Genomic DNA, 22,990 nt, shown 5'->3' on the forward strand with positions numbered 1-22,990 from the left:
GCAACGCAGATATCAGGCGCGGCGCTTCACCAGTCCAACCAGGAACAGCAGCAGACAGGCGCCGAGGAAGGCGACCAGCAGGGTGATGAGGTTGAACCCTCCCACCGGGATTCCCAGAAGATTGCCGGCGATGAAACCGCCCAGCAGGGCGCCGACGACGCCAACGATCAGATTGGTCAGCAGGCCGTGATTACGACCCATGACCTGTTCAGCCAGCCAGCCGGCGATAATGCCGATGACAATCCAGCCAATGATACCCAAGCCCATGATGTATGCCCTTCCATTAAAGCCAAGCTCGGCGGGTAAATGCGTTGCCGGGCTAACGGTTGCGTATGTCCGGAACGAACAGTCGCCTTCCGGGCGAGCGCGGCACGCCCCTTGCCGCTTCCGAGGCGAACCGTCCCGCTTCGGGACAGCGTCAGAAGGGGTTTCTCCATGGCCACCGACATCGACCTTCATCTGGGCCGTCGCCTTCGCCGTCGCCGCCGCCTGCTGGGCCTGACCCAGCAGCAGCTGGCCAATCAGGTCGGCATCCGCTTCCAGCAGATCCAGAAGTACGAATGCGGCGCCAATCGCATCTCGGCCGCCCGCCTGTGGCAGCTGGCTGAAGCTCTGGAATCGCCGGTCAGCTATTTCTACGACGGTCTGGCCGAGGCGCTGGAGAGCAAGAGCTCGCCTCCGTCGACCGGCGGCGAGATGTTCTCGCGCAAGGAAACGATCGACCTGATCCAGGCCTACTATCAGCTGGACGAAAAGCCCCGGCGGCGCCTGCTGGATCTGGCCAAGTCGCTGCACGCGGACGAAGCGGCCTGATGACTTGATCATGCCGGGCGGCTATGCCGCCCGCATGACCGAACTCGAGTCCTTCGTCGTCGATCTGGCGCGCGCCGCCGCCGATGTGACCCTGCCCTTCTTCCGGGGCCAGTATGACGAGGCGGACAAGGGCGGCCCCGGGGCGTTCGACCCCGTAACCCAGGCCGACAAGGAGGCCGAGGCCGCCATCCGCAAGCTGATCGCCGAACGCTGGCCCGACCACGGCGTGATCGGCGAGGAATACGGCGAGGACCGACCGGACGCCGAGTTCGTCTGGGTGCTGGACCCCATCGACGGCACCCGCGCCTTCATCGCCGGCCTGCCGTTGTGGACAACGCTGATCGGGCTGAGACACGCCGGCAAGCCGGTCATCGGCGCGATCTCACAGCCCTATGTCGGCGAGCTGTTTCTGGGCGGACCGTCCGGCGCCGTGATGAGGGCGCGAGGCGGGACGACGCCGATCCGCACACGCCCCATCGCCTCCCTGAACGACGCCGTCATCGCCACCACCGATCCCGACATCTTCACCGGGGCCGAGCTGGGCGCGTGGACGCAGGTGCGCGCGGCGGCGCGGCTGGCCCGGCTGGGCTGCGACGCCTACGCCTACGCCATGCTGGCGGCCGGGCGGATCGATCTGGTCGCCGAAAGCGCGCTGAAGCCCTGGGACTGGACCGCGCTGGTTCCGGTGATCGACGCGGCCGGCGGCGAGGTCACCAACTGGCGAGGCGAGGCGCCGGACGACACGGGCCAGATTCTGGCCGTGGGCGACGCCCGCATCCGCGAACAGGCGCTGGTGACCCTGAGACGCGCGGCGCTTTAGGCGGACGCTGGCGCGTCCGTCGCCAGAGCGGCCATCACGTCGAACTCCTCCAGGAACAGGGCGCGCAGTTCGTCCCGCTCCATGATGATCTCGTGCTTCGACTCCGGCGACTCGACGTAGCGGCCGCGCGGGAGGCGTTGGGCGGCCCATTTGCCGGTCTGTTTCCAGACGATGCGGTCGTCCCCCGCCTCGACGATGACGACCGGGGTCTTCACCGACTTGAGCGCCCGAGGCTTCAGCGCCCGCTCGCCGACGTCCAGCGCGAAGGACAGCCAGCCCCAGGTCGGGCCGCCGATGGCCAGATGCGGGCAGGCGTAGAGCTGTTGACGCCACTGCTCGTAACGCGGCTGATCCGAGGTCAGGGCGTCTTCCTCGAAGGTGTGGTCGAACGGATCGTCCGGATCGCCGAGAATGTATTCTCCGCCGTGGCCGTTGCGCAGGTTCCAGCGCACCGCCAGCTTGACCGACCACATCGAGCGCTTGCCGGTCTTGATGCGCAGCATGGGGCTGGACAGGACCGCGCCGGAGAAGCGCTTCTCGCCGCTTTCCAGCGTCATCAGGTTCAGCGCGGCGCCCATTGAATGGCCGACCATGAGCCAGGGTTTGGGCGCGCGGGCCTCGAAGGCGTCTAGCAGGCGGGCGTAGTCGTCGAGGAATTCCTCGGCCGCCCGGGCATGGCCCTTCAGGCGGTCGGGGAGCAGTCGGGCCGACAGGCCCTGACCGCGCCAGTCGTGGGCCAGCACGGACCATCCGCGGGCGAGAAAGTTGCCGATCAGCTCGTAGTATTTTTCGATCGGCTCGGTCCGGCCGGGGCTGAGCACCACAGTACCAAGCGGCTGGGCGACCACGCCGGTCGAGGGGGTCCACAGGGCGGCGCGCAGGCGCAGGCCGCCCGCGCCGCGGAACCATTCGCCCACGCCGCCCGGAGGAGGCGTGGCGCCCGGAACCCCCATCAGGGGCGCCTGTGCGGTATCTGCGTCGACTCTGGTCACTCGGGCTTCCTGAACTTCAGGGTCATGCGGTCGCTCTCGCCGATGGCGTCATACGCGCTGCGGTCGAAAGAGGGATTGGCCGGCTCGCCGCGCGGCGCCGTCAGGCGCATGGGCGGCAGGGTGTCGACGCCGAAGGGATGGTCCTTGGTGTCCTCGGCGTTGGCGTTGATCTCGGACGCCGCGACGAAGGCGAAGCCGGCCTCGGCGGCCAGCTGCCGGACGAAGGCCTCCTGCACATAGCCGTTGGCGGCGGCAGGATCCTGATCCTCATCCGGGGCGAGACGGTGCTGCTCTACGCCGAGGATGCCGCCGGGACGAAGGGCGGCCCAAGCGTCGGCGAACGCCTTCTCGGCGATGCCTGCGGCCATCCAGGCGTGGATATTGCGCATGAACATGACCAGATCGGCCGTGCCCGCCTCGGTCACCGGACCCGAGGTGGGACCGAAGGCTGAGAACTCGATCTCGCCGTACAGTTTGCGATCGGTCCCGAAACGCTGCTGGAAGTTGGCCATCAGCTGGGTCTGGGCCGGATCCGTTCCGGGGCCCGTCTGGAAGCCTGCGGCGACGTACTTGCCCTGTCCTTCCGCGAGGTAAGGGGCGACGATCTCGGTGTACCAGCCGCTGCCGGGCCAGAATTCGACCACGGTCATGCGCGGCTGAAGACCGAAGAAGCGCAGGGTCTCGGCCGGATGCCGGAAGGCGTCGCGCGCGCGGTCCGCCACAGGGCGCCACGGTCCCTCGATCGCCCATTGCAGCGAGCCTTGCGCGGGACCGTTCGGCTGGGGCGGAGGCTCTGCGGTCTTTTCCTTGCGCCCGCAGCCTGCAAGCGTGACGAGACCCGCGCAGGCCGCGCCGGAGAGCAGCACCCGGCGCGATGGCGTGCCGGACTTGCCGTCTTCCGTCTCAGCCATGCTTACCCCTGTCGGCCCTGATCCGTCGGGCTTAACGCTGTTCCCCGGCCCGGTCAAAACGCTTCGCGACATTGTCGCCGATCAGGCGGGCTTGCGGAAACGCAGGGTCATACGATCGCTCTCGCCGATGGCGTCGAAGGCGGCGCGTTCGGCCTCGGTCAGGGGCGTCGGGCGGTCGGTCGCGACGCCGTCGCGCGGTGCGCTGACCCGCACCGGAGGCAGGGTCCAGACGCCATAGGGATGGTCGTGATCGTCCTTGGGATTGGCGTTCAATTCGCTGCGGGCGTCCAGCACGAAGCCGGCGGCCTGGGCGGCGTGAATGACATAGCTCTCGGAGACATAGCCGGTCGGCGCGGTGGCGTCGGCATTCAGGCCCTCGGCGCCGCGATGCTGTTCCACAGCCAGAATTCCACCGGGCTTCAGCGCCTTGAAGAAGGCCTGCATATAGGGAGCGGTGCGGCCGGCGCGGTGCCAGTTGTGGAAGGCGCGGGCGACCACGATCAGGTCCGCAGAGCCGTCCTCGACGCCCATGCCCTCGAGCGGGCGGTTGACCGGCACGTAGCGGCCGCCGGTGGCGCCGGCGTAGGGCTCCAGAATATTGCGCCACCAGCCTGCGCGACCGGGCTCGATCTCGACGACGGTCGAGCCGGGGGTCAGGCCCCAGAAGGTCAGGGTTTCGAACGGATGGCGGAAGGCGTCGCGGGCGGTGTCGGCGGCGGGGCGCGTATCCGAGCCAATGGCGGCCTGAAGCGCCGTATCCTCCTGCAGCTCCGGCGGCGTCATTGCGGCGCGGCGGGCGGTGCGCTGGGCCGGGGTCTCGTCGAGCGTCGGCAGGGTTGGCAAGGTCTGGGCGGCGGCCGCGGTCGGCAGGACGAAGGCGGCGAGGACAAGGGCGCTCAGGCGCATGGACAGTCTCCGGGGTTCGGGATTTGCGGGCGACCCTGACCGCATGCGTCGCGCCGGGCAAGCGCGGCGTGAACGGCGCGGCGCTTTCACGCGGGAAACGCCCTCCCCTTGAAGCCCTCCCCTTGACGCCTGGACAGGCCTTCCCATCTCACCGGTCGAGGCCGCCGATCCCGGGGCCTCCGGAGCGCGCGGGGCCGATCACGGGCCGCACGAGCCGAACTCCCATCGCCGGTCCGGGCACAAACCGCGGGACCGGCCAACCTTGCTGATCCTCAGGAGGATGCCCCATGCGTACCTATGATTTCTCGCCGCTTTACCGTTCCGCCGTCGGTTTCGACCGTCTGGCCAATCTGCTGGAAAGCGCCGCGCGCACCAGCCAGGAAAACGGCTGGCCGCCCTACAATATCGAGACCACGGGCGAGAACGCCTATCGCATCGAGATCGCCGTCGCCGGCTTCAAGCCCGACGAGCTGAACATCGAGGTGAAGGAAAACCTGCTCACCGTCACCGGCCGCAAGACCGCCAACGATGACGCCTCAGCCGAGCGAAACTTCCTGCATCGCGGATTGGCCGAGCGCGATTTCGAGCGCCGCTTCCAGCTGGCCGACTATGTGGTCGTTAAGACGGCGGACCTGAACAACGGCCTGCTGTCGATCGAACTCCAGCGCGAGCTGCCGGAGGCGTTGAAGCCGCGTCGTATCGAGATCGGCGGTTCGAAGCTGATCGAAGGCAAGAAGGGCAAGGCGGCGGCGTAAGCCTCGTCGAACCTGACCTTGAAAGGGCGGTGCGAAAGCGCCGCCCTTTTTCTATGCGGCGCGGGAGCCCGACGGAGCCAGAGAAGCGCGCTGCTCGTCGCTGAGCGCATTGGCGTCCAGCCGTGCGCCGGTCAGATCCGCCCCGCCGAGATGGGCGCCCTCCAGTTGGGCGCGCTCAAGCCGGGCGTAGCGCAGACCGGCGTCGGTCAGGACCGTCGGCAGGGTGCGCTGCTTGCCCAGTGGCAGGCCAGAGATCAGGGCCCCTCGCAAATCGGCCTTGTGCAGCAAGGCGCGGCTCAGCCGGGCGCCGCGCAGGTCGGCGTCGCGGAGGTCACAGCCGCGCAGGTCGGCGTCGTCCAGACAGGCCCCCTGCAGGCCGATCTTGCGGAGATCCATGCCGACCAGACAGGCGCCCTTCGCCGTCAGCCCCGGCATCTTGAGATTCTGGAGGCGACCCGCGAGGGGCCGCAGGTCCTCGTTGTCGAACACGGCGGGATCGCCGAACACGCCGCCGCTTTCAGCCCAGGCGTTGGCGTCCAGCGCTTTTTCCAGAAGCTTTTCAGCCTTGGCCGCCGCATCGGCCGAGGGCGCCCGCAGCACGCCGGTGAGGTCGGCCCGGTCCATGGTCGCCCTGTCGGTGGCGACGCCCGTCAGCACCGCGCCGCGTAGCTGGGCCCCGGACAGGTTGGTCCCCTCGACCGCCGCGTCTTCCAGCAGGGCGCCGGACAGGTTGGCGTCCCGCATGTTCGCGCCGTTCAGGCAAGCCCCGCGCATCGAGCAGTCGGTAAAGTCCGCCTTGACCGCCGTGACGCCGTCGAAGCGGGAGTGGTCCAGCACCGCGCCGGAGAAGACGGCCCCGTCGGCGACGCCGCGACGTAGCTCTTCACGCGCCTCGGCCAGCCCCCGGGTGGCGTGCGGCACGGCGATGACGCCTTCGCGGAAGTCCGCCTTTGTCAGATCGGCGTCGATCAGGGTCGCGCCGCGCAGACAGGCGCCGCGCAGGTCGGCGCGTGTCAGGTCCGCGCCGGTGAAATCCGCACCGATCAGGTCCGCGCAGAAAAAAACCGCGTCCTTCAGCCGGGCTCCGACGACGCGGGCGCGCTCCAGCGAAGCGCCGGTGAAGTCCGCTTCCGACAGATTACGGCCGACGAGATCGAGCCCGTTCAGATCCGCGAACTTTAGCATCAGGCGGCGACCGCCGGGGCGGCCTTCGAGCAGGCGCTCGTGCGCCGCCATCATGACGTCGAGCTCGCCCTGGCTGAGGGCGCGGCGTTGCAGGGCGCTCACGCGACCGCGACCGCCGTATCCATGCCGCGCGCCCCGACGGTGACGGCATTGGTGAGTTCCGCCTGACGCAAACAGGCGCCGTGCAGATTTGTACGGGTCAGGTCGGCGTCGGTGAGGATGGCGCGTTTCAGGTCCGCGCCAGTCAGGTCGGCGCCGCGCAGGCAGGCCCCGGTCAGATCGGCGGGCAGCAGGCGATCCGCCGCGATCATCAACGGCCCGAGTTGAGCCTCGCGCAGGTCCGCACCGTTCAGCCGGGCGCCCAGCAATCGGGCGCCGCGCAAGTCAGCCCCCTTGAGGTTCACCGAGCGCAGGTCAGCGCCTTCAAGGTGCGCGCCCTGAAGCTGAACGCCTTCCATGTCGAGACCGTAGAAGACGGCGTCCTTGGCGGACAGGGCGGTCAGATTATAGCCCTTGATCGAACGCAGGGCGCGCAGGTCGACGCCGTTGAACACGGAGGGCTGCCCCTCCGCGCCGCCCGTTTCACACCAGAGGGCGTGCTCGGACAACATGCTCGCGGCGGGCATGCGATCGACGGGCTCGCCAGCCGGACGGTTGTCGGTCAGCGCGCCGGACATGTCCGCGCCGTCCGTGCGCCACATGGCCGATTTCACCCCTACGAGGATGGCGTCGCGCAGGTCAGCGCCGGAAAGGTCCGCGCCCGAAAGATCGGCCCCGGCCAGATCGGCGCCCTTGAAGCTGGCCTGCTTCAGATTGGCGCGAACCAGCTTGCAATCCTTCATGATGGCGTCGGAGAAGTCGGCCGCCACGGCAACGATGCCGGTCAGCTTGGACCGTTCCAGATTGGCCCCGACCAGACAGGCGCCCTGGGCCTCGGTGTCGTTGCGCGACTTGGCCTCGACGATCTTGAACCCCAGCTTGGCGTCGGCGGCGGCGATCGCCCCTTCGCGCAGGTCGGCCTCGAACAGATCGGCCCCGGTCAGGTCGGCGCCGCGCAGGCAGGCGCCGCGCAGGTCAGCCCGGCGCATACTGGCGTCGATCAGGATCACGTCCTGCATGTCGGCGCCGAAGAAGGTGGCGTTGTCCAGACGCGCGCCGGACAGGTCGCACCCGATCATGCTGGCGGCGGCGAAATCCGCATCGGCGAGATTGCGGCCCTTAAGGCTAAGACCCGACAGATCCATCCAGGCGAAAACGGCGCGGGCGCCCCCGGGGCGCGCCTGCCAGAGGCGGTCGTGCCGGGCGCAGATGGCGTCCAGTTCGTGCTGGTCGATGCGCCTTCTGGCGACGGGCTGGGCGGTATTGGCCGACATAGTCCCATTCTGGCACGTCGGCTGTTAAGGAAGCGTGTTCACCATCCTGCCGCTGCGTCGACGTCAGACGGTCAAGAGCCCCTGCTCGGCCAATGCGTCCGCAAGCTCTCCCGGGCCGACCCAGACGCGGGTGTAGCCGGCCTCGCCGAGACGGTTCAGCTCGGTGGTCAGGTCGGCCTTGGCCGAGGCGGCGAAGCGGGCGTCGAAACCCTCGCCGGTCTCGCTGATGCGGACCATGGGGCGGCCGGTCTCGACGCGATGAAGATAGCCTTCGTACAGGACCGCCGCCTCGTCCGAGAGCAGGCCGGTCTCGACCTCAAGCCCCGCCTTGCGCAAGCGCTCCACGCCACGTCCGGCGGCGAAAGGCGACGGATCAACCGCGGCCACGACCACGCGCGCTACACCGGCCTCGGTCAGGAAGTGCGAGCAGGATTTACGGCCGGAGGACCGGGCGCCGCAGGGCTCCAGCGTCACATAGGCGGTTGCGCCCTGCGCCCTGTCGCCCGCTTCAGGCACGGCCTGTTCTTCGGCGTGGGGGCGGCCGCCGGGCGCGGTGGCCTCCTCGGCGACGACCTCGCCGTCCTTAACGATCACGCAGCCGACCGACGGATTGGGCCAGGTCTCGCCCATGCGCGCCTTGGCCAGATCGATGGCCCGCTGCATCCAGCGCGCGTCGTCGGCGGCGCTCACCCCGGAATTCCCGGCAGGGGGGTCGCGCGATCCGCGTCCAGATAGCGGGCGGCGGTCGGCTTCAGTCCGGCGTCCAGTTCGATCTCAAGCGGATTGCCGGTCGGGATCTCGACGCCGACGATCTGATCGTCAGGCACGGAGAACAGGTGTTTGACGATGGCGCGCAGCGAGTTGCCGTGGGCCGCGATCAGCACATCCTCACCGGCCTTCAGGCGCGGGGCGATGGCGTCATTCCAGTAGGGCAGGACCCGGTCCAGTGTGGTCTTCAGGCTTTCGGTATCCGGAATAGCCTTGCCGGCGTAGCGAGGGTCCGCGTTGAAGTCCCACTCCCCACCCGGCGCCAGCGGCGGCGGGGGGATGTCGTAGCTGCGCCGCCAGATCTTCACCTGATCCTCGCCATGCTTCGCCGCCGTCTCGGCCTTGTCGAGCCCCGTCAGGCCGCCGTAGTGGCGCTCGTTCAGCCGCCAGTCTTCGACCACGGGCACGGCCTTCAGGCCTGCGGCGTCCAGCGCCAGCGCGCCCGTCCGCTTCGCCCGGGTCAGGACCGAGGTGAACATGACCGCTGGCCTGAACCCGGCCTCGGCGATCAGTTCTCCACCCCGCCGCGCCTGCGCCTCGCCCTCGGCGGTCAGGTCGACGTCGACCCAGCCGGTGAAGCGGTTCTCAAGGTTCCACTGGCTCTGGCCGTGGCGCAGCAGGATCAGGCGGGGCATGGGCGTCTCCGATAGAGTTGTCGGGGTAGGACCGGGCGCGGCGTCGGTCAAGGCGACGGAATGCAGCCGGAACGCACGACCGGCGTTGTTGTCCCCACCCGGTCCGCTGGCCTATAGCCACGGTCGATCCGGATTCCGAAAGGCCCCCCATGCTGAAGCCCCGCCAGGACCTCCGTCCCAACACGGCCGACTATGAGACCACGCCGCTGGTCAAGCCGACGGGGTTTCGCGAGTACGACGCGCGCTGGGTGCTGGAGAAGGAGATCAACCTGCTGGGCATTCAGGCGCTGGGTCTGGGCCTCGCGACCTATGTCCACGAGATCGGCCAGCGGCCGAAGATCGTTGTGGGCCACGACTTCCGTTCCTATTCGCTGAGCGTGAAACAGGCCCTGACGCTGGGTCTTCTGGAAGGCGGCATGGAGGTGCTGGACATCGGTCTGGCCCTGTCGCCGATGGCCTATTTCGCCCAGTTCGAACTCGGCGCCCCCTGCGTGGCCATGGTCACCGCCAGCCACAACGAGAACGGCTGGACGGGCGTGAAGATGGGCGCCAATCCGCCGCTGACCTTCGGCCCCGACGAGATCGGACGCCTGAAAGACATCGTGCTCGAAAATCAGGGCGTCGGCCGCGCCGGCGGGACCCTGACCCGCATCGACGGCTTCCGCGAGAAATACATCGCTGACATTGTTTCCAAGGTGAAGCTGACCCGGCCGATCAAGGTCGTAGCCGCCTGCGGCAACGGCACCGCCGGCGCTTTCGCTCCCGAGGCCCTGCGCCGGATGGGGGCCGAGGTGATCGAGATGGATACCGAGCTCGACTACACCTTCCCGAAATACAATCCGAACCCGGAAGATCACGCCATGCTGATGCAGATGGCGCAGCGGGTGCGCGAGACCGGCGCCGATCTGGCGCTCGGTTTCGACGGCGACGGCGACCGCTGCGGGGTGGTGGACGACACGGGCGAGGAGATATTCGCCGACAAGATCGGTTTGATGCTGGGGCGCGACCTCAGCGCCCTGCACCCCAACGCCACCTTCGTCGTCGATGTGAAATCGACAGGTCTCTACAAGACCGACGAGGTGCTGAAGGCGAACGGGGCGAATACCGTCTACTGGAAGACGGGCCACAGCTACATCAAGCGCAAGACCGCGGAGCTGGGCGCGCTGGCGGGCTTCGAAAAGTCGGGCCACTTCTTCTTGAACGCCCCGCTGGGCCATGGCTATGACGACGGCATCGTCGCGGCCGGCGCCGTCCTGGCCATGTTGGATCGAAATCCGGGGAAGAAGCTCAGCGAACTGAAGGCCGCCCTGCCCGACGCCTGGACCAGCCTGACCATGTCGCCTCACTGCGACGACGAGCTGAAGTACGAGGTGCTGGAGCGGATCGTGGCCGAGTATCAGGCGCTGGCCGACAGCGGCGGTTCGATCCTTGGCCGGAAGATCGTCGAGGCGATCACCGTCAACGGGGTACGGGTGCATCTGGAGGACGGCTCGTGGGTGCTGGTGCGCGCCTCGTCGAACAAGCCCGAGCTGGTGGTGGTGGTCGAGAGCATGCGGTCGGAAGACGACATGCGCGCCCTGTTCCACGACGAGGTAAAGCCCCGACTGGCGAACTATCCCGAGATCGGCGCCTACAATCAGGAAATCTGAGCCGGACTTGCGGCGCGGGGAGGCGGCGTGACCCAGACCAGACGCATCGCGATCATCGGCGGAGGCTTCTCCGGAGCGATGCTGGCTGCGCGGCTGGCGGAAAAGGGCGTCGCCTCGACGCTGATCGACAGGGGCCGCGCGTTCGGGCTGGGCGTCGCCTATTCGACGCCGTTCGACGGGCACCTGCTGAACGTCCGCTCCAACCGGATGAGCGCCGTCGAGGGGCGCCCGAATGATTTCGTGGATTGGCTGACGGCGAACCATCCCGACCGGGCCGACCCCGAAGGATTCGCGCCGCGCCGGCTGTATGGGCTGTACGTGAAGGATCGCCTCGCGGGGGTAGAGGAAGCGTACCCGGGGCTGATCGAACGGGTCACGGGCGAAGCGACGTCAGTTGACGAAACGGGCGTCAGCCTTTCCGACGGGCGAAAGGTCGAAGCTCAAGCCGTCGTGCTGGCCACGGGGAATCCGGCGCCGAAGACCGCCTTGCCGGGCGAGGGCGGAGGATGGGTCATTGGTGATCCGTGGGCGACGGGGGCGCTGGATCGGGTCGGGGCAGAGGACGACGTCATCGTCGTCGGCACCGGCCTCACCATGGTGGACATGGTGCTGTGGCTTGAGGCCCGTGGCTGGCGCGGGCGGGCGAAGGCTCTGTCGCGACGCGGGCTGCTGCCGCGCGGGCATGAGGCGCAGCCGGATGCAGCTGTTCCGCCCACGGACGATCTGCTGCACGCGGCGCCGTCGGCGCGACTGCATGAGGCGCGGCGGCTGGCGGGCGATGCCGGCTGGCGGGGCGTGATGGAAGGCTTGCGGCCGATCACGGCCCGGCTGTGGCAGGAGGCGGACGCGCCAACGCGGGCGCGGCTGGTGCGACATCTGCGGCCGTGGTGGGACGTGCACCGGCACCGGATCGCCGACAGCATCGCCGCCGCCATCGCCGCGCTGCAGGCCGCCGGGCGTCTGACGGTTACCGCCGGACGGGTGCGGACGATCAAGGAAACCGAGGATGGCGTCGCGCTGACCTTCCGGCCGCGCACCGGGCCGGAGGCGCCGCCGCTGACCGCCCGCTGGCTGATCGACTGCACCGGGCCGGGGCACGATCCGGCGAAGGACGCTCTGACCGGGCCGCTCATCGCCTCGGGCCGGGCGCGGCTGGATGCGCTGAGACTGGGACTGGATCTGGATCCGCAGGGACGGGTGTTGAGCGCGGACGGCGTGGCCGATTCGAAACTGTTCGTCCTGGGCCCTCCGGCGCGAGCGGCCTTCTGGGAAACCATCGCCGTGCCAGACATCCGCAAGCGGATCGAGGATGTGGCGGGCGCGCTGACGGAGACGACATGATGCGGCGATGGGCTCTGATCGGCCTGCTGGCCCTGACCGGCTGCGATGTGAGGGTGGCCTTTCCACCGGCCGCGGCCCCTGTGGCGGTCGCTCAAACCTGCACCCTGCCCGACCGCATTCCGGCGCCGGAAATGGAGCATGTGCGGCCGGACGAGGTGGTCGCCGACCGGCCGATCCTGTTCCATATGCTGGCCGTCACCTGGATGCCGGAGACCTGCAGGGCCGGAGGCGACGGTCAGGGTGATCTGGCCTGCGGAGGCGAGAACCGCTTTGGCTGGACCTTGCATGGCCTGTGGCCGAACTCGGACGGCCGCCCCTACCCACGCTACTGCCGCCCCGCCGAACAGGTCCGGGCCGAGACCATCCGCTCCGAGCTGTGCCGGACGCCGTCGGTCGATCTGGTTCAGCACGAGTGGGCAGCACACGGCACATGCGGTTGGGACACGCCGGAGGCCTATTTCGAACAGTCAGCCGCGCTCTACGACGCTCTCATCCGACCGGATCCGACAACACTCGCGCCCGGCGAGCGTGGTCCGACTGCGGGTCAACTGCGCGACGCCTTTGCTCGAGCCAATCCGGGCCTGCCGCGCGAGGGCGTCTATATCGCCGTCAGTTCCGGCAACCGGCTGCGCGAGGTGCGCATCTGTCACGACCTGCAGTTCAAGGCGCGGGCCTGTCCGGGCGGGGACGTGGGAACGCCGGATCCGGTGGTGCTGACGGTGGAGCCGGTGCGGCAAGCAGGGAGGGCGTGATGAGCAACCCCTTGACCCATGGCTTCCGGAATCTGACGCGCTTTTCCGGTCGAGACCGTCGCGGCCTCTTCTGGCCCCACGCCGCGATCGTCTTCATTCTTGTCTTTGCGGTCATCAGCATCGGAATGACGTTCGTCATAACGCGGATGTTCGGCGACACGCAGAGTTTTGCCGTCGCCAATCCCGATGCAGTGACGATTCAATCGTCATCGCGAGAGTATTCGATGCAGGTCGACCCGGGGTACGCGGGCGCGCCCGGCATTCCGGAGTTTAAGCTGCTGTTCGCCGTTGTCACCGGCGGTGTAGTGCTGGCGATCATACTGCTCGCGGCCGCAGTGTCCCGCCGTCTGCACGACACCGGACGGGCTGCGTGGTGGGGTCTGGTCCCCGCAGCCTTTCTGGGCGTTTGCATATGCCTGTACCCGATGGCGATGCAGGACATGATAACAAGCCCGACGCCGAACTTCGCCCTGTTCGGGGCCGGCCTCGTCAGCGGCATGATCTACAATGTCACGCTCGTGATCCTGATCGTCATGCTCGCACTGCCTGGAAGGCTGGGGCCGAACCGATATGGCCCGATGACGGTCTAACCCGCCGCCTTAACCGCCGCGACGACGTCGCCGACCACTGTCTTCACCAGCGCCTCATCGTCGCCCTCGGCCATGACGCGGATGAGTTTTTCGGTGCCGGACTTACGGACCAGAAGACGGCCCTGACCGCTGAGGCGGGCCTCGGCGTCGGCGATGGCGGCCTTGACCGAGGCGGCTTCCATCGGTTTGCCGGCGGCGTAGCGGACGTTTTCGAGCAGCTGGGGCACCGGCTCGAACTGGCGGGCCAGTTCGCTCATCGGGCGGCCGCTCTCGACCATGACGGCCAGCACCTGAAGGGCGCTCATCAGGCCGTCGCCGGTGGTGGCGTAGTCGTGCAGGATGATGTGACCGGACTGTTCGCCGCCGACATTGAAGCCGCCCGAGCGCATCTTCTCCATCACATAACGGTCGCCGACATTCGTGCGCTCCAGCGTCAGGCCCTCGGCCAGCAGCGCGCGTTCCAGACCAAGGTTGGACATGACCGTGGCGACGAGGCCGCCACCCGTCAGCAGCCCACGCCGCGACCAGTCGAGCGCCACCAGAGCCATGATCTGGTCGCCGTCGACGATCTGGCCCTTCTCGTCGCAGATGATGACCCGGTCGGCGTCGCCGTCCAGGGCGATGCCGATATGGGCGCCGTGACGGTGGACCGCTTCCACCAGCGTCTGCGGATGGGTCGAGCCGCAGTTGTCGTTGATGTTGAGCCCGTTGGGCTCGACGCCCACGCAAAACACCTCGGCGCCCAGTTCGTACAGGGTGGTCGGGGCCACCTTGTAGCCGGCGCCGTTGGCGCAATCGATGGCGATGCGCAGGCCTTGAAGGCTCAGGCCCTTGGGGAAGCTGGCCTTGGCGATCTCGATATAGCGGGCCTGACTGTCATCGATCCGTTTGACCCGGCCCAGCTTGTCAGCAGGGGCGAGGCCGGCGCCGAGATCCTCGTCCATCATGGATTCGATGGTGAGCTCGACCTGGTCTGACAGCTTGTAGCCATCCGGGCCGAACAGCTTGATGCCGTTGTCCAGATAGGCGTTGTGCGAGGCCGAGATCATCACGCCGATGTCCGCCCGCATCGACCGGGTCATCATGGCCACGCCCGGCGTCGGCAGCGGGCCGAAGGTCAGCACATCCATTCCGGCCGAGGCGAAGCCCGCGACCAGCGCCGGTTCGATCATGTAGCCCGACAGCCGGGTGTCCTTGCCGATCACGACCAGATGTCGCCGGTCGTCCGATGACATGAACATGCGGCCGGCGGCCAGACCCACGCGCAGCGCCACTTCCGGCGTCATCGGGTGAGTATTGGCCTGGCCCCGGATGCCGTCGGTGCCGAAATAGCGTCTGTCAGCCAAGCGTCGTCTTCCTCCGCGGCCGCACGTAACCTTGCGAAACCGCTTTTCAGGTGCAATTGCCGACGGCTGTCGCCTAAACCGGCGCCAGATCGTCACGGTCGCCTTAGACCGTCCGGAGCTCGCGTGCAAAGCGAACCGGGGACCAGTTCGAGGACCTTTCTGCATGTGCGGCATCATTGGCGTGACCGGGACCGGCCCGGCCGTTCCCCGTCTGATCGACAGCCTGAAGCGGCTGGAATACCGGGGCTATGACTCCGCCGGCGTCGCCGCGCTGGTCGACGGGCGCATCGAACGCCGCAGGGCCAAGGGCAAGATCCGCGAGCTGGAAGGCGTGCTGGCGGCCGAGCCGCTGGAATCGACCGTCGGCATCGGCCACACCCGCTGGGCCACCCACGGCGCCCCGACCACAGCCAACGCCCACCCGCACAAGGCAGGCCGGGTCACGCTGGTCCACAACGGCATCATCGAAAATTTCGCCGAGCTGAAGGCCGAGCTGATCGCGCAGGGCCATACGTTCGAGAGCCAGACTGATACCGAAGTCGTCGCCCATGCGATCGACAGCGAACTCTCGAAGGTCAACGACCCGCTGGTGGCCTTCAAGCGCGTGCTGGACCGGCTGACCGGCGCCTATGCGCTGGCCGTTTTGATCGAGGGCGAGGATGACCTGATCCTCGGCGCCCGGCGCGGAAGCCCGCTGGTCGTCGGCTGGGGCGAAGGCGAGATGTATCTGGGCTCTGACGCGCTGGCGGTCGGGCCGTTCACCCAGAAGATCAGCTATCTGGAAGAGGGCGACTATGTCGCCGTGACCCGGGCCGGCGCCCGGATGTTCAATGTCGCCGGCGAGCCGGTCGAGCATCCGATCGTGCAGGTCTCGGCGTCTTCCGCCCTCGTCGAGAAGGGCGAGTATCGGCACTTCATGGAGAAGGAAATCCATGAGCAGCCCGACAGCGTCCAGCACACCCTGAGCCACTACCTCGACTTCGTGAACGGTCGCGCCAATCCGAACGAGGCGGACTTCGCCAACGTCGAGCGCATCCAGATCGTCGCCTGCGGCACCGCCTTCTACGCCGGCCAGATCGGCCGTTATGCGTTCGAGAAGCTCGCCGGCTTGCCGTGCGACGTCGAGATCGCGTCCGAGTTCCGCTATCGCAACCCGGCCCTGACCAAGGGCACACTGGCGGTCGCCGTCAGTCAGTCGGGCGAAACCGCCGACACTCTGGCCAGCCTGACCTGGTGCAAGGCGCAGGGCCTCAAGACGGCCGCGCTGGTGAACGTGCATTCGTCGTCGATGGCGCGCGAGGCCGGCGTTCTGTGGCCGACCCATGCGGGTCCCGAAATCGGCGTCGCCTCGACCAAGGCCTTCACCGCGCAGGTCGCCGCCCTGCTGGCTCTGGCCGTGTCGGCCGGCGTGCAGCGCGGCCGCATCGATCCGGCGACCGAAGCCGAACTGGTCAAAGCGCTGTTCGAGGCCCCGCGCCTGATCGCCGAGGCGATGAAGATGGACGGAGCCCTGCGCGAGGTCGCCCACGATCTGGCCAAGGCGACGGACGTCCTGTTCCTCGGCCGGGGCGCCATGTTCCCGCTGGCCATGGAAGGCGCGCTGAAGCTGAAGGAGATCAGCTATATCCACGCCGAGGGTTACGCCGCCGGCGAACTGAAGCACGGACCGATCGCGCTGATCGACGAGGACACGCCGACCGTCGCGCTGGCGCCGCTCGACGACGTCTACGAAAAGACCGCCTCGAACCTGCAGGAGGTCGCCGCGCGCGGCGGGCCGGTCATCATGATCGCTCCGAAGAGCGCGCCTGACCCCCACGGCGCCGGCATCCGTCGCGTGGATGCGCCCGAGTGTCATCCGCTGATCGCGCCGCTCGTCTACGCCGTGCCGGTGCAGCTGCTGGCCTACTATACCGCCGTGCAGAAGGGCACCGACGTCGACCAGCCCCGCAATCTGGCCAAGTCCGTCACCGTCGAGTGATCGCTTTCGGGCGCCGATGCGTTAGGGTGCGCGCCCTCGCTGTTCAGGATTTCGCATGACCGCTTCTCCCCGCCGCCTTCGCAAGGCCGTCCTGCCCGTGGCTGGCCTCGGCACCCGCGTGCTGCCCGGCACCAAGACGACGCCGAAGGAACTGCTGAACGTCGTCGACCGGCCTATCCTGAGCTACATCGTCGAGGAAGCGCGCGAGGCGGGTATCGAGCACATCGTCTTCGTCACCGGCCGGTCGAAGGGCGCGATCGAGGACTATTTCGACCACCAGATCGAGCTCGAGGCCCAGTTGCTGGCCAAGGGCAAGACCGAAATCCTCGAGATGATGAACGGCGAACTGGCGCAGGCCGGCGAGATGAGCTTCACGCGGCAGATGCAGCCGAAGGGTCTGGGTCACGCCGTCTGGTGCGCGCGCGACATCATCGGCGATGAGCCCTTCGCGGTGATCCTGCCGGATGTGATCGTGGACGGTCAGCCGGGTGCGCTGAAGCAACTGGCCGAGGTCTACGCCGAGGTCGGCGGCAACGTGATCGGCGTCGAACAGGTGCCCGAAAGCGAGACCCATAAGTACGGCATTGTCGAGCCCGAAGGCCGCGACGGTCGCCATATCCGCATGAAGGGGATGGTGGAGAAGCCGCCCCGGGGCGAGGCGCCGTCGAACCTCTCGATCTCCGGCCGCTACATCCTGCAGCCCGAAATCTTCGCCATTCTAGAAAACCAGCCGCGCGGTGCGGGCGGAGAAATCCAGCTGACCGACGGAATGGCACGCCTGATGACGACCCAGTCGTTCACGGCGGTCGAATATGAAGGCGTCACTCACGACTGCGGGGACAAGATCGGCCTGCTGAAGGCCAACGTCGCGCTGGCGCTGAAACGGGCCGATCTCGGAGACGCCGCCCGGGCGGCGATCTCAAGCCTGCTCTGACCCCCTACTCGCGGCGGATGTTCGAGGCGCCGTCCGGAATATTGCAGGCGGATTCAATTTCCGGGCGCCCCGTCGGCTGACGGATGGGCAGCAGGATGCCGCCCCGCGCCTTGCAGTCGGCGGCGAGACGCTCGGTGGCGTCGTCGGTCGAGGGTCCGTTCATCGAGGCGCACGCGCCCAGACAGCCCAGAAGCGTCACGGCGGCGATGGATGTGATGGCCCGCATGGTCGGTATCCTTTTGTATGTACGCTTAAACGCCCCTGTGCCGCATTAGATCAACGGTCCGGACCAGCCTGTCCAGATCGCCGGTCGATGAAAGGCGATGATCCCCGCCCTCGAGCCGCTCCAGCAGCACGTCGCCGCCCGTCAGCCGGTCGACCAGCGCCATCGCGTGTCGCCATGGGACGACGTCGTCCGCCTGCCCCTGAAGGATATGGATCGGCGCCGAGATCGACACGGCGCCGTCCAGCAGCAACCACTGCCGGGCCTCCTCGAACATCCGGGCGGTCAGGACATAGCTGCCCAGCCCCTCCTCGACGACCAGTGTCTCGCCCTCGCGCAGGATGGCCTGACGCTCGTGGTCGGCCAGACCGGGCCACATCAATCGCTCGGTGAAGTCCTGCGCAGGATTGACCAGCACGAGTCCCGCCATCTGCTCAGGGCGGGCCAGTGCGAGCAGCAGCGCCACCCAGCCGCCCATTGAAGAACCGACCGGAAGGATGGGCCCTTCGAGACTGTCGACCAGGGCTATCGCGTCTTCCCGCCAACGTCCGATCGTGGCCCGCCGCCAGTCGCCAGAGCTTTGGCCGTGGGCGAAGTGATCGTAGCGGACGTAGCTCCAGCCACGCTCCCGTGCTGCTGCGTCCAGCGCCAGCGCCTTGGTCCCGTCCATGTCGGAGCGGAAGCCCCCGACCCACAGCACGGTCGGACCGGCGCCCTGTACGCGGCGGAAGGCCAGGGTCTCGCCGTCCGGGCGGGTCAGGCGTTCGATATCGTCCATGGCTTTCTCTCGCGCATTCGGGCGGACACTGATAGCCAGCGGAAGCAATCGAAGCGAAGGGCCAAAGTGTCGACCCCGAAAGTCCTTTTCGTCAGCTCCAACCGGATCGGCGACTGCGTCATCTCCTCGGGCGTCATCCGCGAGATCGGACGTCAGTTGCCCGGCGCGCGGATCACAGTCGCCTGCGGCCGCCCACCCGCGCCCTTCTTCCGCTCTGCGCCCGGCGTCGACCGCATCATCATTCTCGACAAGAAGAAGCTGGCCGGACACTGGTTCGGGCTGTGGGGCCAGACAGTCGGCACGCGCTGGGATCTGGTGATCGATATCCGGGGGTCAGCGTTGGCCTGGCTGCTGCCGGCGCGCCGACGGGTCGTCTACAGCCGCAAGTGGGAGACCGGCCTGCGCAAGGTCGAGATGGTGTCGCGGCTTATGGGCGCCGACCGGCCGCTGGATCCGGAAATCTTCGTCGACGACCGGGCGCGCGCCGAGGCGGCGGCGGTGATCGACCCCCAGTTGGCTGGCGGCGCAGGCCGCGGCCCTATTCTTGCGCTGGCCCCGATCGCCCACCAGCCGGGCAAGAGCTGGCCCGCGGATCGCTGGGGGGCGCTGGTCGAGCGGTTGAAGGCCGAGCCCCGCTTTGACGGATGGCGTTTCATGCCGGTGGGCGGACCCGGCGACCGGCCGCCCGCGACGCCCGCGCTGGAAGCGGCCGGTCCGCGCGGCATGGACTTCGTCGGCAAGGGCGACATTCTGGCCTCGGCGGCCGCGATTGACCGGGCGGCCCTGTTCGTCGGCAACGATTCTGGACTGATGCACGTCTCGGCCGCGCTTGGGCGGCCGACGCTGGGCCTGTTCGGGCCGACGGAGTGGTGGCTGTACGGACCGTGGGGGCCGCGCACCCGGACAGCGGCCTCCAACGAGACCCGCGGCCAGTTCGCGCCGATCGAGGATTTGACGGTCGACCATGTGTTCGACGCGGTCGTGGCCCTGCACGACGCCTATGCCGCGCCGGGCGCCGGGAAACCTTGAAGAAACGGGCTTTCGGGCGCATATAGGGGCCCGAGAGGGGATGCCGCGATACGTCGCGCGCTTCGTCTCGTCAGAACACCAGACCGTTTCGTCCACATAAGGAACCGACGCCCATTCGCCGTCCGATGAACCAGCCGCCCGTCAAGGACGGGCCGCCCATGAACCACGATATCCGCGCGCCGCGCGTCCTGCTGATCGATCAGCATGGAGAGAAGCAGGGGGTCATGCCGACCTCCGCCGCGCTGGAAGCCGCCGAGGAGGCCGGGCTGGATCTGGTTCAGATCGTCGCGACGTCGGATCCGCCCGTCTGTAAAATTCTGGACTACGGCAAGCACCGCTTCCAGGAGCAGAAGAAGAAGGCCGAGGCCCGCAAGCGCCAGAAGGTGGTCGAGCTCAAGGAGATCAAGCTCCGCCCGAACATCGACACCCACGATTATGAGGTGAAGGCCAAGGCGATGCATCGCTTCTTCGACGAGGGCGACAAGGTGAAGATCACCCTGCGCTTCCGCGGACGCGAGATGGCCCACCCCGAGCTGGGCATGAAACTGCTGAACAAGGTTCAGGCCGACTTCGACGAGATCGCCAAGGTCGAATACGCCCCGCGTATGGAAGGCCGGCAGATGATCATGATCCTGGCGCCAAAATAGGCGGCGGATCGATCCCGAAACAGCGACGCCCCGGCCCCCGGCCGGGGCGTTTCTGTATCCGGACAGACTCGGCTAAGCCTGCCGGATGAGCCAGACTGTCGCACCCCCTCCCGCCGCCAAGGCTCCCGCATTGGCGGTGCTGTTCGCGACGGTCTTCATCAATCTGGTCGGGTTCGGGCTGGTGGTGCCGCTGCTGCCGTTCTTCGCCCAGAGCCTGAAGGCGGAGCCCTGGCAGATCACCCTGATGTTCTCGGCCTATTCGCTGGGCCAGTTCTTCGCCGAGCCGTTCTGGGGGCGGCTATCCGACCGGATAGGGCGCAAGCCTGTGCTGCTGATGACGCTGGTGGCCAATGCGCTCGGCTATCTGGCGCTGGCCTTCGTGCCCAATGTCTGGCTGGCGATCGCGGTCAGGCTGTTCACCGGTCTGGGCGCCGGCAACATCTCTACGGTTCAAGGCTATGTTGCGGACGTGACGCCGCCCGAGCAGCGCGCCGGGCGGATGGGGATGATCGGCGCGGCCTTCGGTCTCGGCTTCATCGTCGGGCCGGGACTGGGCGGCTTGCTGACCCAGCCTCAACTGGGGCGTCTCGGATATCAGCTGCCGATCTTCACGGCCGCAGGACTGGCGGCGCTGGCGGCCGTCGGGGTCGTGATCTTCCTGCGTGAAAGCCGCGCGAAAGCCGATCCGGCTGTTCCGCGTCCGGCCTTCCTGTCGGGCCTGCACGACGCCCGGGTCAATCCTGTGGTGTCGCGGGTTCTGCTGGTGACCCTGATCTACATGGCCGGCTTCTCGGCGATGGAGAGCGTGTTCGGCCTGTGGGCCGAGAGCCGCTATGCATGGGGCGCCCGCGAGGTGGGGCTCAGCTTCATGATCGTGGGGATCGTGTCTTCTCTCAATCAGGGCTTCTTCACCGGCCGGCTGGCGCGGCGGTTCGGCGAGACGCGCGTGCTGGCGACCGGCATGCTGTTGTTCGGCGCGTCGCTGGTGTTGCAGGTGTTGGCGCCGGTGCAGTGGTTTCCGGCGACCGAGTTGTCGCTGGGCGCCCTGACCCTGCCGATCGTTCAGGGCTGGATCATTCCGGTCATCATGGCCTTCGGGGCCTGCGGCATGTCGCTGGCCATGCCGAACATCTCCGCGATGATCAGTCGGGCCACGCCGCCGGATCGTCAGGGCGCGATGCTGGGCCTGAACATGGCCTCTGGCTCGATCGCGCGCATCTTTGGCCCGATCGCGGCCGGCGCCATGTTCTCCGCCTTCGGACACGACTGGCCGTTCCTGGTCGGAGCGGCGCTGACGGTCCCGGCTGCGATCATGGCGATCAATGCGGGGCGCGCGCTGAAGCGCGGTCAGGCGTCGGCCTAGCCGAACTCGGCCTCGAGGTCCGCTAGACGCGCGGCCTGATCCTCGGCGATCAGGGCGTTCAGCATCGGATCGAGGTCGCCCTCGAGGATTTGCGGCAAGCTGTGCAGGGTCAGGCCGATGCGGTGGTCGGTGACCCGGCCTTGCGGGAAGTTGTAAGTGCGGATGCGTTCCGAGCGGTCGCCCGAGCCGACCTGAGACTTCCGCGCGTCCGACCGGGCCTGATCCTTGGCGGTGCGCTGGAGGTCGTACAGGCGGACACGCAGGTTCTTCATCGCCTTGTCGCGGTTCACGTGCTGCGACTTCTCCGATGACGTCGCCACGATGCCGGTGGGCAGGTGGGTGATGCGTACAGCCGAGTCGGTCTTGTTGACGTGCTGGCCGCCTGATCCAGACGCCCTGAAGGTGTCGATGCGGATGTCCTTGTCGTGGATCTCGATCTCGACGTCCTCGACTTCCGGCAAGACAGCGACGGTGGCGGCGGAGGTGTGGATGCGGCCGCCCGCTTCGGTAGCCGGCACCCGCTGCACCCGGTGAACGCCGCTCTCGAACTTCAGCCGACCGAACACGCCGTCGCCGGTGACCGTGGCGACGACTTCCTTGTAGCCGCCGGCCTCGCCCTCAGAGAGGCTGTCGATCTCGACCCGCCACCCGCGCCCTTGGGCGTAGCGCGAGTACATGCGGAACAGGTCGCCGGCGAACAGGGCGGCTTCATCGCCGCCGGTCCCGGCGCGGACTTCCAGCACGGCCGAGGCGTTCTCATCGGCGTCGCGCGGGGCCAGCAGCAGGGCCACGTCGCGCTCGAGGTCCGGCATCCGGTCCTTCAGCGCCTGCAGTTCCTCGGCGGCCATCTCGGCCATCTCGGGGTCGGACGCCATAACCTCCAGATCGGCCATCTCGGCACGCGCCCGGGCCAGCCCCTGGACGGCGTCGGCGACCGGCTTGAGCTCGGCGTGCTCCTTCGACAGGCGGACGATCTCGGCGCCGTCACTGGCCGCGCCCATGCGCGCCTCCACCTGATGGAAGCGGTCGAGCACCTGATCAAGCCGGGCCTGCGGAAGTCTCAAAAGATCGGTCCTGTCTGGAGTGGGGCGGAGGCTTACCCGCCCCGTTCGCCCGTGTCGATGGAGCCCGTCACGCCGGGCTGGAGCGAATGTGATCCGCGATAACAAGCCCGTCACGCGGGTTTCGGCCGTCGGCGGCGG

The 22,990-nt window shown here is 68.0% G+C and carries 24 protein-coding genes; 12 read left to right on the plus strand and 12 right to left on the minus strand.

Annotated elements, in window-relative coordinates; genetic code table 11:
• Positions 1–12: 12 nt before the first annotated feature.
• Positions 13–267 carry a GlsB/YeaQ/YmgE family stress response membrane protein gene (locus ACIQC9_RS11305; protein ID WP_400615824.1) on the minus strand — a complete coding sequence of 85 codons (255 nt, stop codon included), beginning with the start codon at positions 265–267 and terminating at the stop codon, positions 13–15.
• A gap of 168 nt (positions 268–435) precedes the next feature.
• Here ACIQC9_RS11305 and ACIQC9_RS11310 point away from each other — a divergent pair, with 168 nt between their 5' ends.
• Together ACIQC9_RS11310 and hisN are read left to right on the plus strand one after the other, a co-directional pair.
• Complete coding sequence (locus tag ACIQC9_RS11310) at positions 436–813, plus strand: helix-turn-helix domain-containing protein (RefSeq protein WP_400615825.1); 378 nt, start codon at positions 436–438, stop codon at positions 811–813.
• 10 nt (positions 814–823) lie between these two features.
• The gene (hisN, locus tag ACIQC9_RS11315; protein WP_400615827.1) at positions 824–1,633 is read left to right on the plus strand and encodes a histidinol-phosphatase; all 810 of its coding nucleotides are present in this window, start codon (positions 824–826) and stop codon (positions 1,631–1,633) included.
• On the opposite strand, the gene ACIQC9_RS11320 is transcribed toward hisN, so the two are convergent.
• The 3 genes from ACIQC9_RS11320 to ACIQC9_RS11330 form a co-directional block, all read right to left on the minus strand.
• Positions 1,630–2,625, minus strand: a complete 996-nt coding sequence (locus ACIQC9_RS11320; RefSeq protein WP_400615829.1) for an alpha/beta fold hydrolase — start codon at positions 2,623–2,625, stop codon at positions 1,630–1,632. The genes hisN and ACIQC9_RS11320 overlap by 4 nt on opposite strands.
• Positions 2,622–3,536: a class I SAM-dependent methyltransferase gene (locus ACIQC9_RS11325; protein ID WP_400615831.1), complete on the minus strand. Its 915-nt coding sequence runs from the start codon at positions 3,534–3,536 to the stop codon at positions 2,622–2,624. The genes ACIQC9_RS11320 and ACIQC9_RS11325 overlap by 4 nt, the downstream gene beginning before the upstream one ends.
• A gap of 81 nt (positions 3,537–3,617) precedes the next feature.
• Positions 3,618–4,442 (minus strand): class I SAM-dependent methyltransferase, encoded by an 825-nt coding sequence (locus tag ACIQC9_RS11330; protein ID WP_400615833.1) that lies wholly within the window; start codon positions 4,440–4,442, stop codon positions 3,618–3,620.
• A 287-nt stretch (positions 4,443–4,729) separates the two neighbouring features.
• Between ACIQC9_RS11330 and ACIQC9_RS11335 the strand changes: the two genes are divergently transcribed.
• Positions 4,730–5,197, plus strand: a complete 468-nt coding sequence (locus tag ACIQC9_RS11335) for an Hsp20 family protein (protein ID WP_400615835.1) — start codon at positions 4,730–4,732, stop codon at positions 5,195–5,197.
• Positions 5,198–5,248: 51 nt separating this feature from the next.
• Here the strand turns inward: ACIQC9_RS11335 and ACIQC9_RS11340 are convergent, their stop codons facing one another.
• The 4 genes from ACIQC9_RS11340 to gpmA all read right to left on the minus strand — a co-directional run bounded on the left by ACIQC9_RS11340 (position 5,249) and on the right by gpmA (position 9,158).
• Positions 5,249–6,484 (minus strand): pentapeptide repeat-containing protein, encoded by a 1,236-nt coding sequence (locus ACIQC9_RS11340; protein WP_400615838.1) that lies wholly within the window; start codon positions 6,482–6,484, stop codon positions 5,249–5,251.
• Positions 6,481–7,755 carry a pentapeptide repeat-containing protein gene (locus tag ACIQC9_RS11345; protein WP_400615840.1) on the minus strand — a complete coding sequence of 425 codons (1,275 nt, stop codon included), beginning with the start codon at positions 7,753–7,755 and terminating at the stop codon, positions 6,481–6,483. Before ACIQC9_RS11345 ends, ACIQC9_RS11340 begins: the two co-directional genes overlap by 4 nt.
• 63 nt (positions 7,756–7,818) lie before the next feature.
• Entirely contained in the window at positions 7,819–8,445 is a 627-nt protein-coding gene (gene ribD / locus ACIQC9_RS11350) for a bifunctional diaminohydroxyphosphoribosylaminopyrimidine deaminase/5-amino-6-(5-phosphoribosylamino)uracil reductase RibD (RefSeq protein ID WP_400615842.1), read from the minus strand.
• Positions 8,442–9,158 (minus strand): 2,3-diphosphoglycerate-dependent phosphoglycerate mutase, encoded by a 717-nt coding sequence (gene gpmA / locus ACIQC9_RS11355; protein WP_400615843.1) that lies wholly within the window; start codon positions 9,156–9,158, stop codon positions 8,442–8,444. The genes ribD and gpmA overlap by 4 nt, the downstream gene beginning before the upstream one ends.
• Before the next feature lie 149 nt (positions 9,159–9,307).
• On the opposite strand from gpmA, the gene ACIQC9_RS11360 reads away from it, so the two are divergent.
• From ACIQC9_RS11360 to ACIQC9_RS11375, 4 genes are read left to right on the plus strand one after another with little or no spacing between them, the layout of a single operon-like run.
• Positions 9,308–10,807: a phosphomannomutase/phosphoglucomutase gene (locus ACIQC9_RS11360; RefSeq protein WP_400615846.1), complete on the plus strand. Its 1,500-nt coding sequence runs from the start codon at positions 9,308–9,310 to the stop codon at positions 10,805–10,807.
• A 27-nt stretch (positions 10,808–10,834) separates the two neighbouring features.
• Entirely contained in the window at positions 10,835–12,148 is a 1,314-nt protein-coding gene (locus tag ACIQC9_RS11365; RefSeq protein WP_400615848.1) for an FAD/NAD(P)-binding protein, read from the plus strand.
• Positions 12,148–12,900 (plus strand): ribonuclease T, encoded by a 753-nt coding sequence (locus ACIQC9_RS11370; protein ID WP_400615850.1) that lies wholly within the window; start codon positions 12,148–12,150, stop codon positions 12,898–12,900. Before ACIQC9_RS11365 ends, ACIQC9_RS11370 begins: the two co-directional genes overlap by 1 nt.
• The gene (locus ACIQC9_RS11375) at positions 12,900–13,490 is read left to right on the plus strand and encodes a DUF805 domain-containing protein (protein ID WP_400615851.1); all 591 of its coding nucleotides are present in this window, start codon (positions 12,900–12,902) and stop codon (positions 13,488–13,490) included. Before ACIQC9_RS11370 ends, ACIQC9_RS11375 begins: the two co-directional genes overlap by 1 nt.
• Here ACIQC9_RS11375 and glmM read toward each other — a convergent pair.
• A complete protein-coding gene (gene glmM, locus ACIQC9_RS11380; protein ID WP_400615853.1) occupies positions 13,487–14,836 on the minus strand; it encodes a phosphoglucosamine mutase in 1,350 nt (449 codons plus the stop codon). The genes ACIQC9_RS11375 and glmM overlap by 4 nt on opposite strands.
• 163 nt (positions 14,837–14,999) lie before the next feature.
• Here glmM and glmS point away from each other — a divergent pair, with 163 nt between their 5' ends.
• Positions 15,000–16,814 carry a glutamine--fructose-6-phosphate transaminase (isomerizing) gene (gene glmS, locus ACIQC9_RS11385; protein ID WP_400615855.1) on the plus strand — a complete coding sequence of 605 codons (1,815 nt, stop codon included), beginning with the start codon at positions 15,000–15,002 and terminating at the stop codon, positions 16,812–16,814.
• A gap of 55 nt (positions 16,815–16,869) precedes the next feature.
• Positions 16,870–17,748 (plus strand): UTP--glucose-1-phosphate uridylyltransferase GalU, encoded by an 879-nt coding sequence (gene galU, locus ACIQC9_RS11390; protein ID WP_400615857.1) that lies wholly within the window; start codon positions 16,870–16,872, stop codon positions 17,746–17,748.
• Positions 17,749–17,752: 4 nt separating this feature from the next.
• Here the strand turns inward: galU and ACIQC9_RS11395 are convergent, their stop codons facing one another.
• Together ACIQC9_RS11395 and ACIQC9_RS11400 are read right to left on the minus strand one after the other, a co-directional pair.
• Positions 17,753–17,974, minus strand: a complete 222-nt coding sequence (locus tag ACIQC9_RS11395) for a hypothetical protein (protein WP_400615860.1) — start codon at positions 17,972–17,974, stop codon at positions 17,753–17,755.
• Positions 17,975–17,999: 25 nt separating this feature from the next.
• Positions 18,000–18,749: an alpha/beta fold hydrolase gene (locus tag ACIQC9_RS11400; protein ID WP_400615862.1), complete on the minus strand. Its 750-nt coding sequence runs from the start codon at positions 18,747–18,749 to the stop codon at positions 18,000–18,002.
• A 66-nt stretch (positions 18,750–18,815) separates the two neighbouring features.
• On the opposite strand from ACIQC9_RS11400, the gene ACIQC9_RS11405 reads away from it, so the two are divergent.
• The 3 genes from ACIQC9_RS11405 (at position 18,816) to ACIQC9_RS11415 (ending at position 21,788) form a co-directional block, all read left to right on the plus strand.
• The gene (locus ACIQC9_RS11405; protein WP_400615865.1) at positions 18,816–19,778 is read left to right on the plus strand and encodes a glycosyltransferase family 9 protein; all 963 of its coding nucleotides are present in this window, start codon (positions 18,816–18,818) and stop codon (positions 19,776–19,778) included.
• Positions 19,779–19,903: 125 nt separating this feature from the next.
• The gene (gene infC / locus ACIQC9_RS11410) at positions 19,904–20,425 is read left to right on the plus strand and encodes a translation initiation factor IF-3 (protein ID WP_400615868.1); all 522 of its coding nucleotides are present in this window, start codon (positions 19,904–19,906) and stop codon (positions 20,423–20,425) included.
• 85 nt (positions 20,426–20,510) lie between these two features.
• Positions 20,511–21,788 carry an MFS transporter gene (locus ACIQC9_RS11415; protein ID WP_400615871.1) on the plus strand — a complete coding sequence of 426 codons (1,278 nt, stop codon included), beginning with the start codon at positions 20,511–20,513 and terminating at the stop codon, positions 21,786–21,788.
• Here ACIQC9_RS11415 and prfA read toward each other — a convergent pair.
• Entirely contained in the window at positions 21,785–22,852 is a 1,068-nt protein-coding gene (gene prfA, locus ACIQC9_RS11420) for a peptide chain release factor 1 (RefSeq protein ID WP_400615873.1), read from the minus strand. The two genes, ACIQC9_RS11415 and prfA, sit on opposite strands and share 4 nt — an antisense overlap.
• Positions 22,853–22,990: the final 138 nt, after the last annotated feature.

This window comes from Brevundimonas sp. NPDC092305 (assembly GCF_044755415.1).
Taxonomy (GTDB): domain Bacteria; phylum Pseudomonadota; class Alphaproteobacteria; order Caulobacterales; family Caulobacteraceae; genus Brevundimonas.

Coding starts and splice junctions, on each gene's coding strand:
- ACIQC9_RS11305 (WP_400615824.1), bottom strand. CDS start 267: ATGGGCTTGGGTATCATTGGCTGGATTGTCATCGGCATTATCGCCGGC.
- ACIQC9_RS11310 (WP_400615825.1), top strand. CDS start 436: ATGGCCACCGACATCGACCTTCATCTGGGCCGTCGCCTTCGCCGTCGC.
- hisN (WP_400615827.1), top strand. CDS start 824: ATGCCGGGCGGCTATGCCGCCCGCATGACCGAACTCGAGTCCTTCGTC.
- ACIQC9_RS11325 (WP_400615831.1), bottom strand. CDS start 3,536: ATGGCTGAGACGGAAGACGGCAAGTCCGGCACGCCATCGCGCCGGGTG.
- ACIQC9_RS11330 (WP_400615833.1), bottom strand. CDS start 4,442: ATGCGCCTGAGCGCCCTTGTCCTCGCCGCCTTCGTCCTGCCGACCGCG.
- ACIQC9_RS11335 (WP_400615835.1), top strand. CDS start 4,730: ATGCGTACCTATGATTTCTCGCCGCTTTACCGTTCCGCCGTCGGTTTC.
- ACIQC9_RS11345 (WP_400615840.1), bottom strand. CDS start 7,755: ATGTCGGCCAATACCGCCCAGCCCGTCGCCAGAAGGCGCATCGACCAG.
- gpmA (WP_400615843.1), bottom strand. CDS start 9,158: ATGCCCCGCCTGATCCTGCTGCGCCACGGCCAGAGCCAGTGGAACCTT.
- ACIQC9_RS11360 (WP_400615846.1), top strand. CDS start 9,308: ATGCTGAAGCCCCGCCAGGACCTCCGTCCCAACACGGCCGACTATGAG.
- ACIQC9_RS11370 (WP_400615850.1), top strand. CDS start 12,148: ATGCGGCGATGGGCTCTGATCGGCCTGCTGGCCCTGACCGGCTGCGAT.
- ACIQC9_RS11375 (WP_400615851.1), top strand. CDS start 12,900: ATGAGCAACCCCTTGACCCATGGCTTCCGGAATCTGACGCGCTTTTCC.
- glmS (WP_400615855.1), top strand. CDS start 15,000: ATGTGCGGCATCATTGGCGTGACCGGGACCGGCCCGGCCGTTCCCCGT.
- galU (WP_400615857.1), top strand. CDS start 16,870: ATGACCGCTTCTCCCCGCCGCCTTCGCAAGGCCGTCCTGCCCGTGGCT.
- ACIQC9_RS11395 (WP_400615860.1), bottom strand. CDS start 17,974: ATGCGGGCCATCACATCCATCGCCGCCGTGACGCTTCTGGGCTGTCTG.
- ACIQC9_RS11400 (WP_400615862.1), bottom strand. CDS start 18,749: ATGGACGATATCGAACGCCTGACCCGCCCGGACGGCGAGACCCTGGCC.
- infC (WP_400615868.1), top strand. CDS start 19,904: ATGAACCAGCCGCCCGTCAAGGACGGGCCGCCCATGAACCACGATATC.
- ACIQC9_RS11415 (WP_400615871.1), top strand. CDS start 20,511: ATGAGCCAGACTGTCGCACCCCCTCCCGCCGCCAAGGCTCCCGCATTG.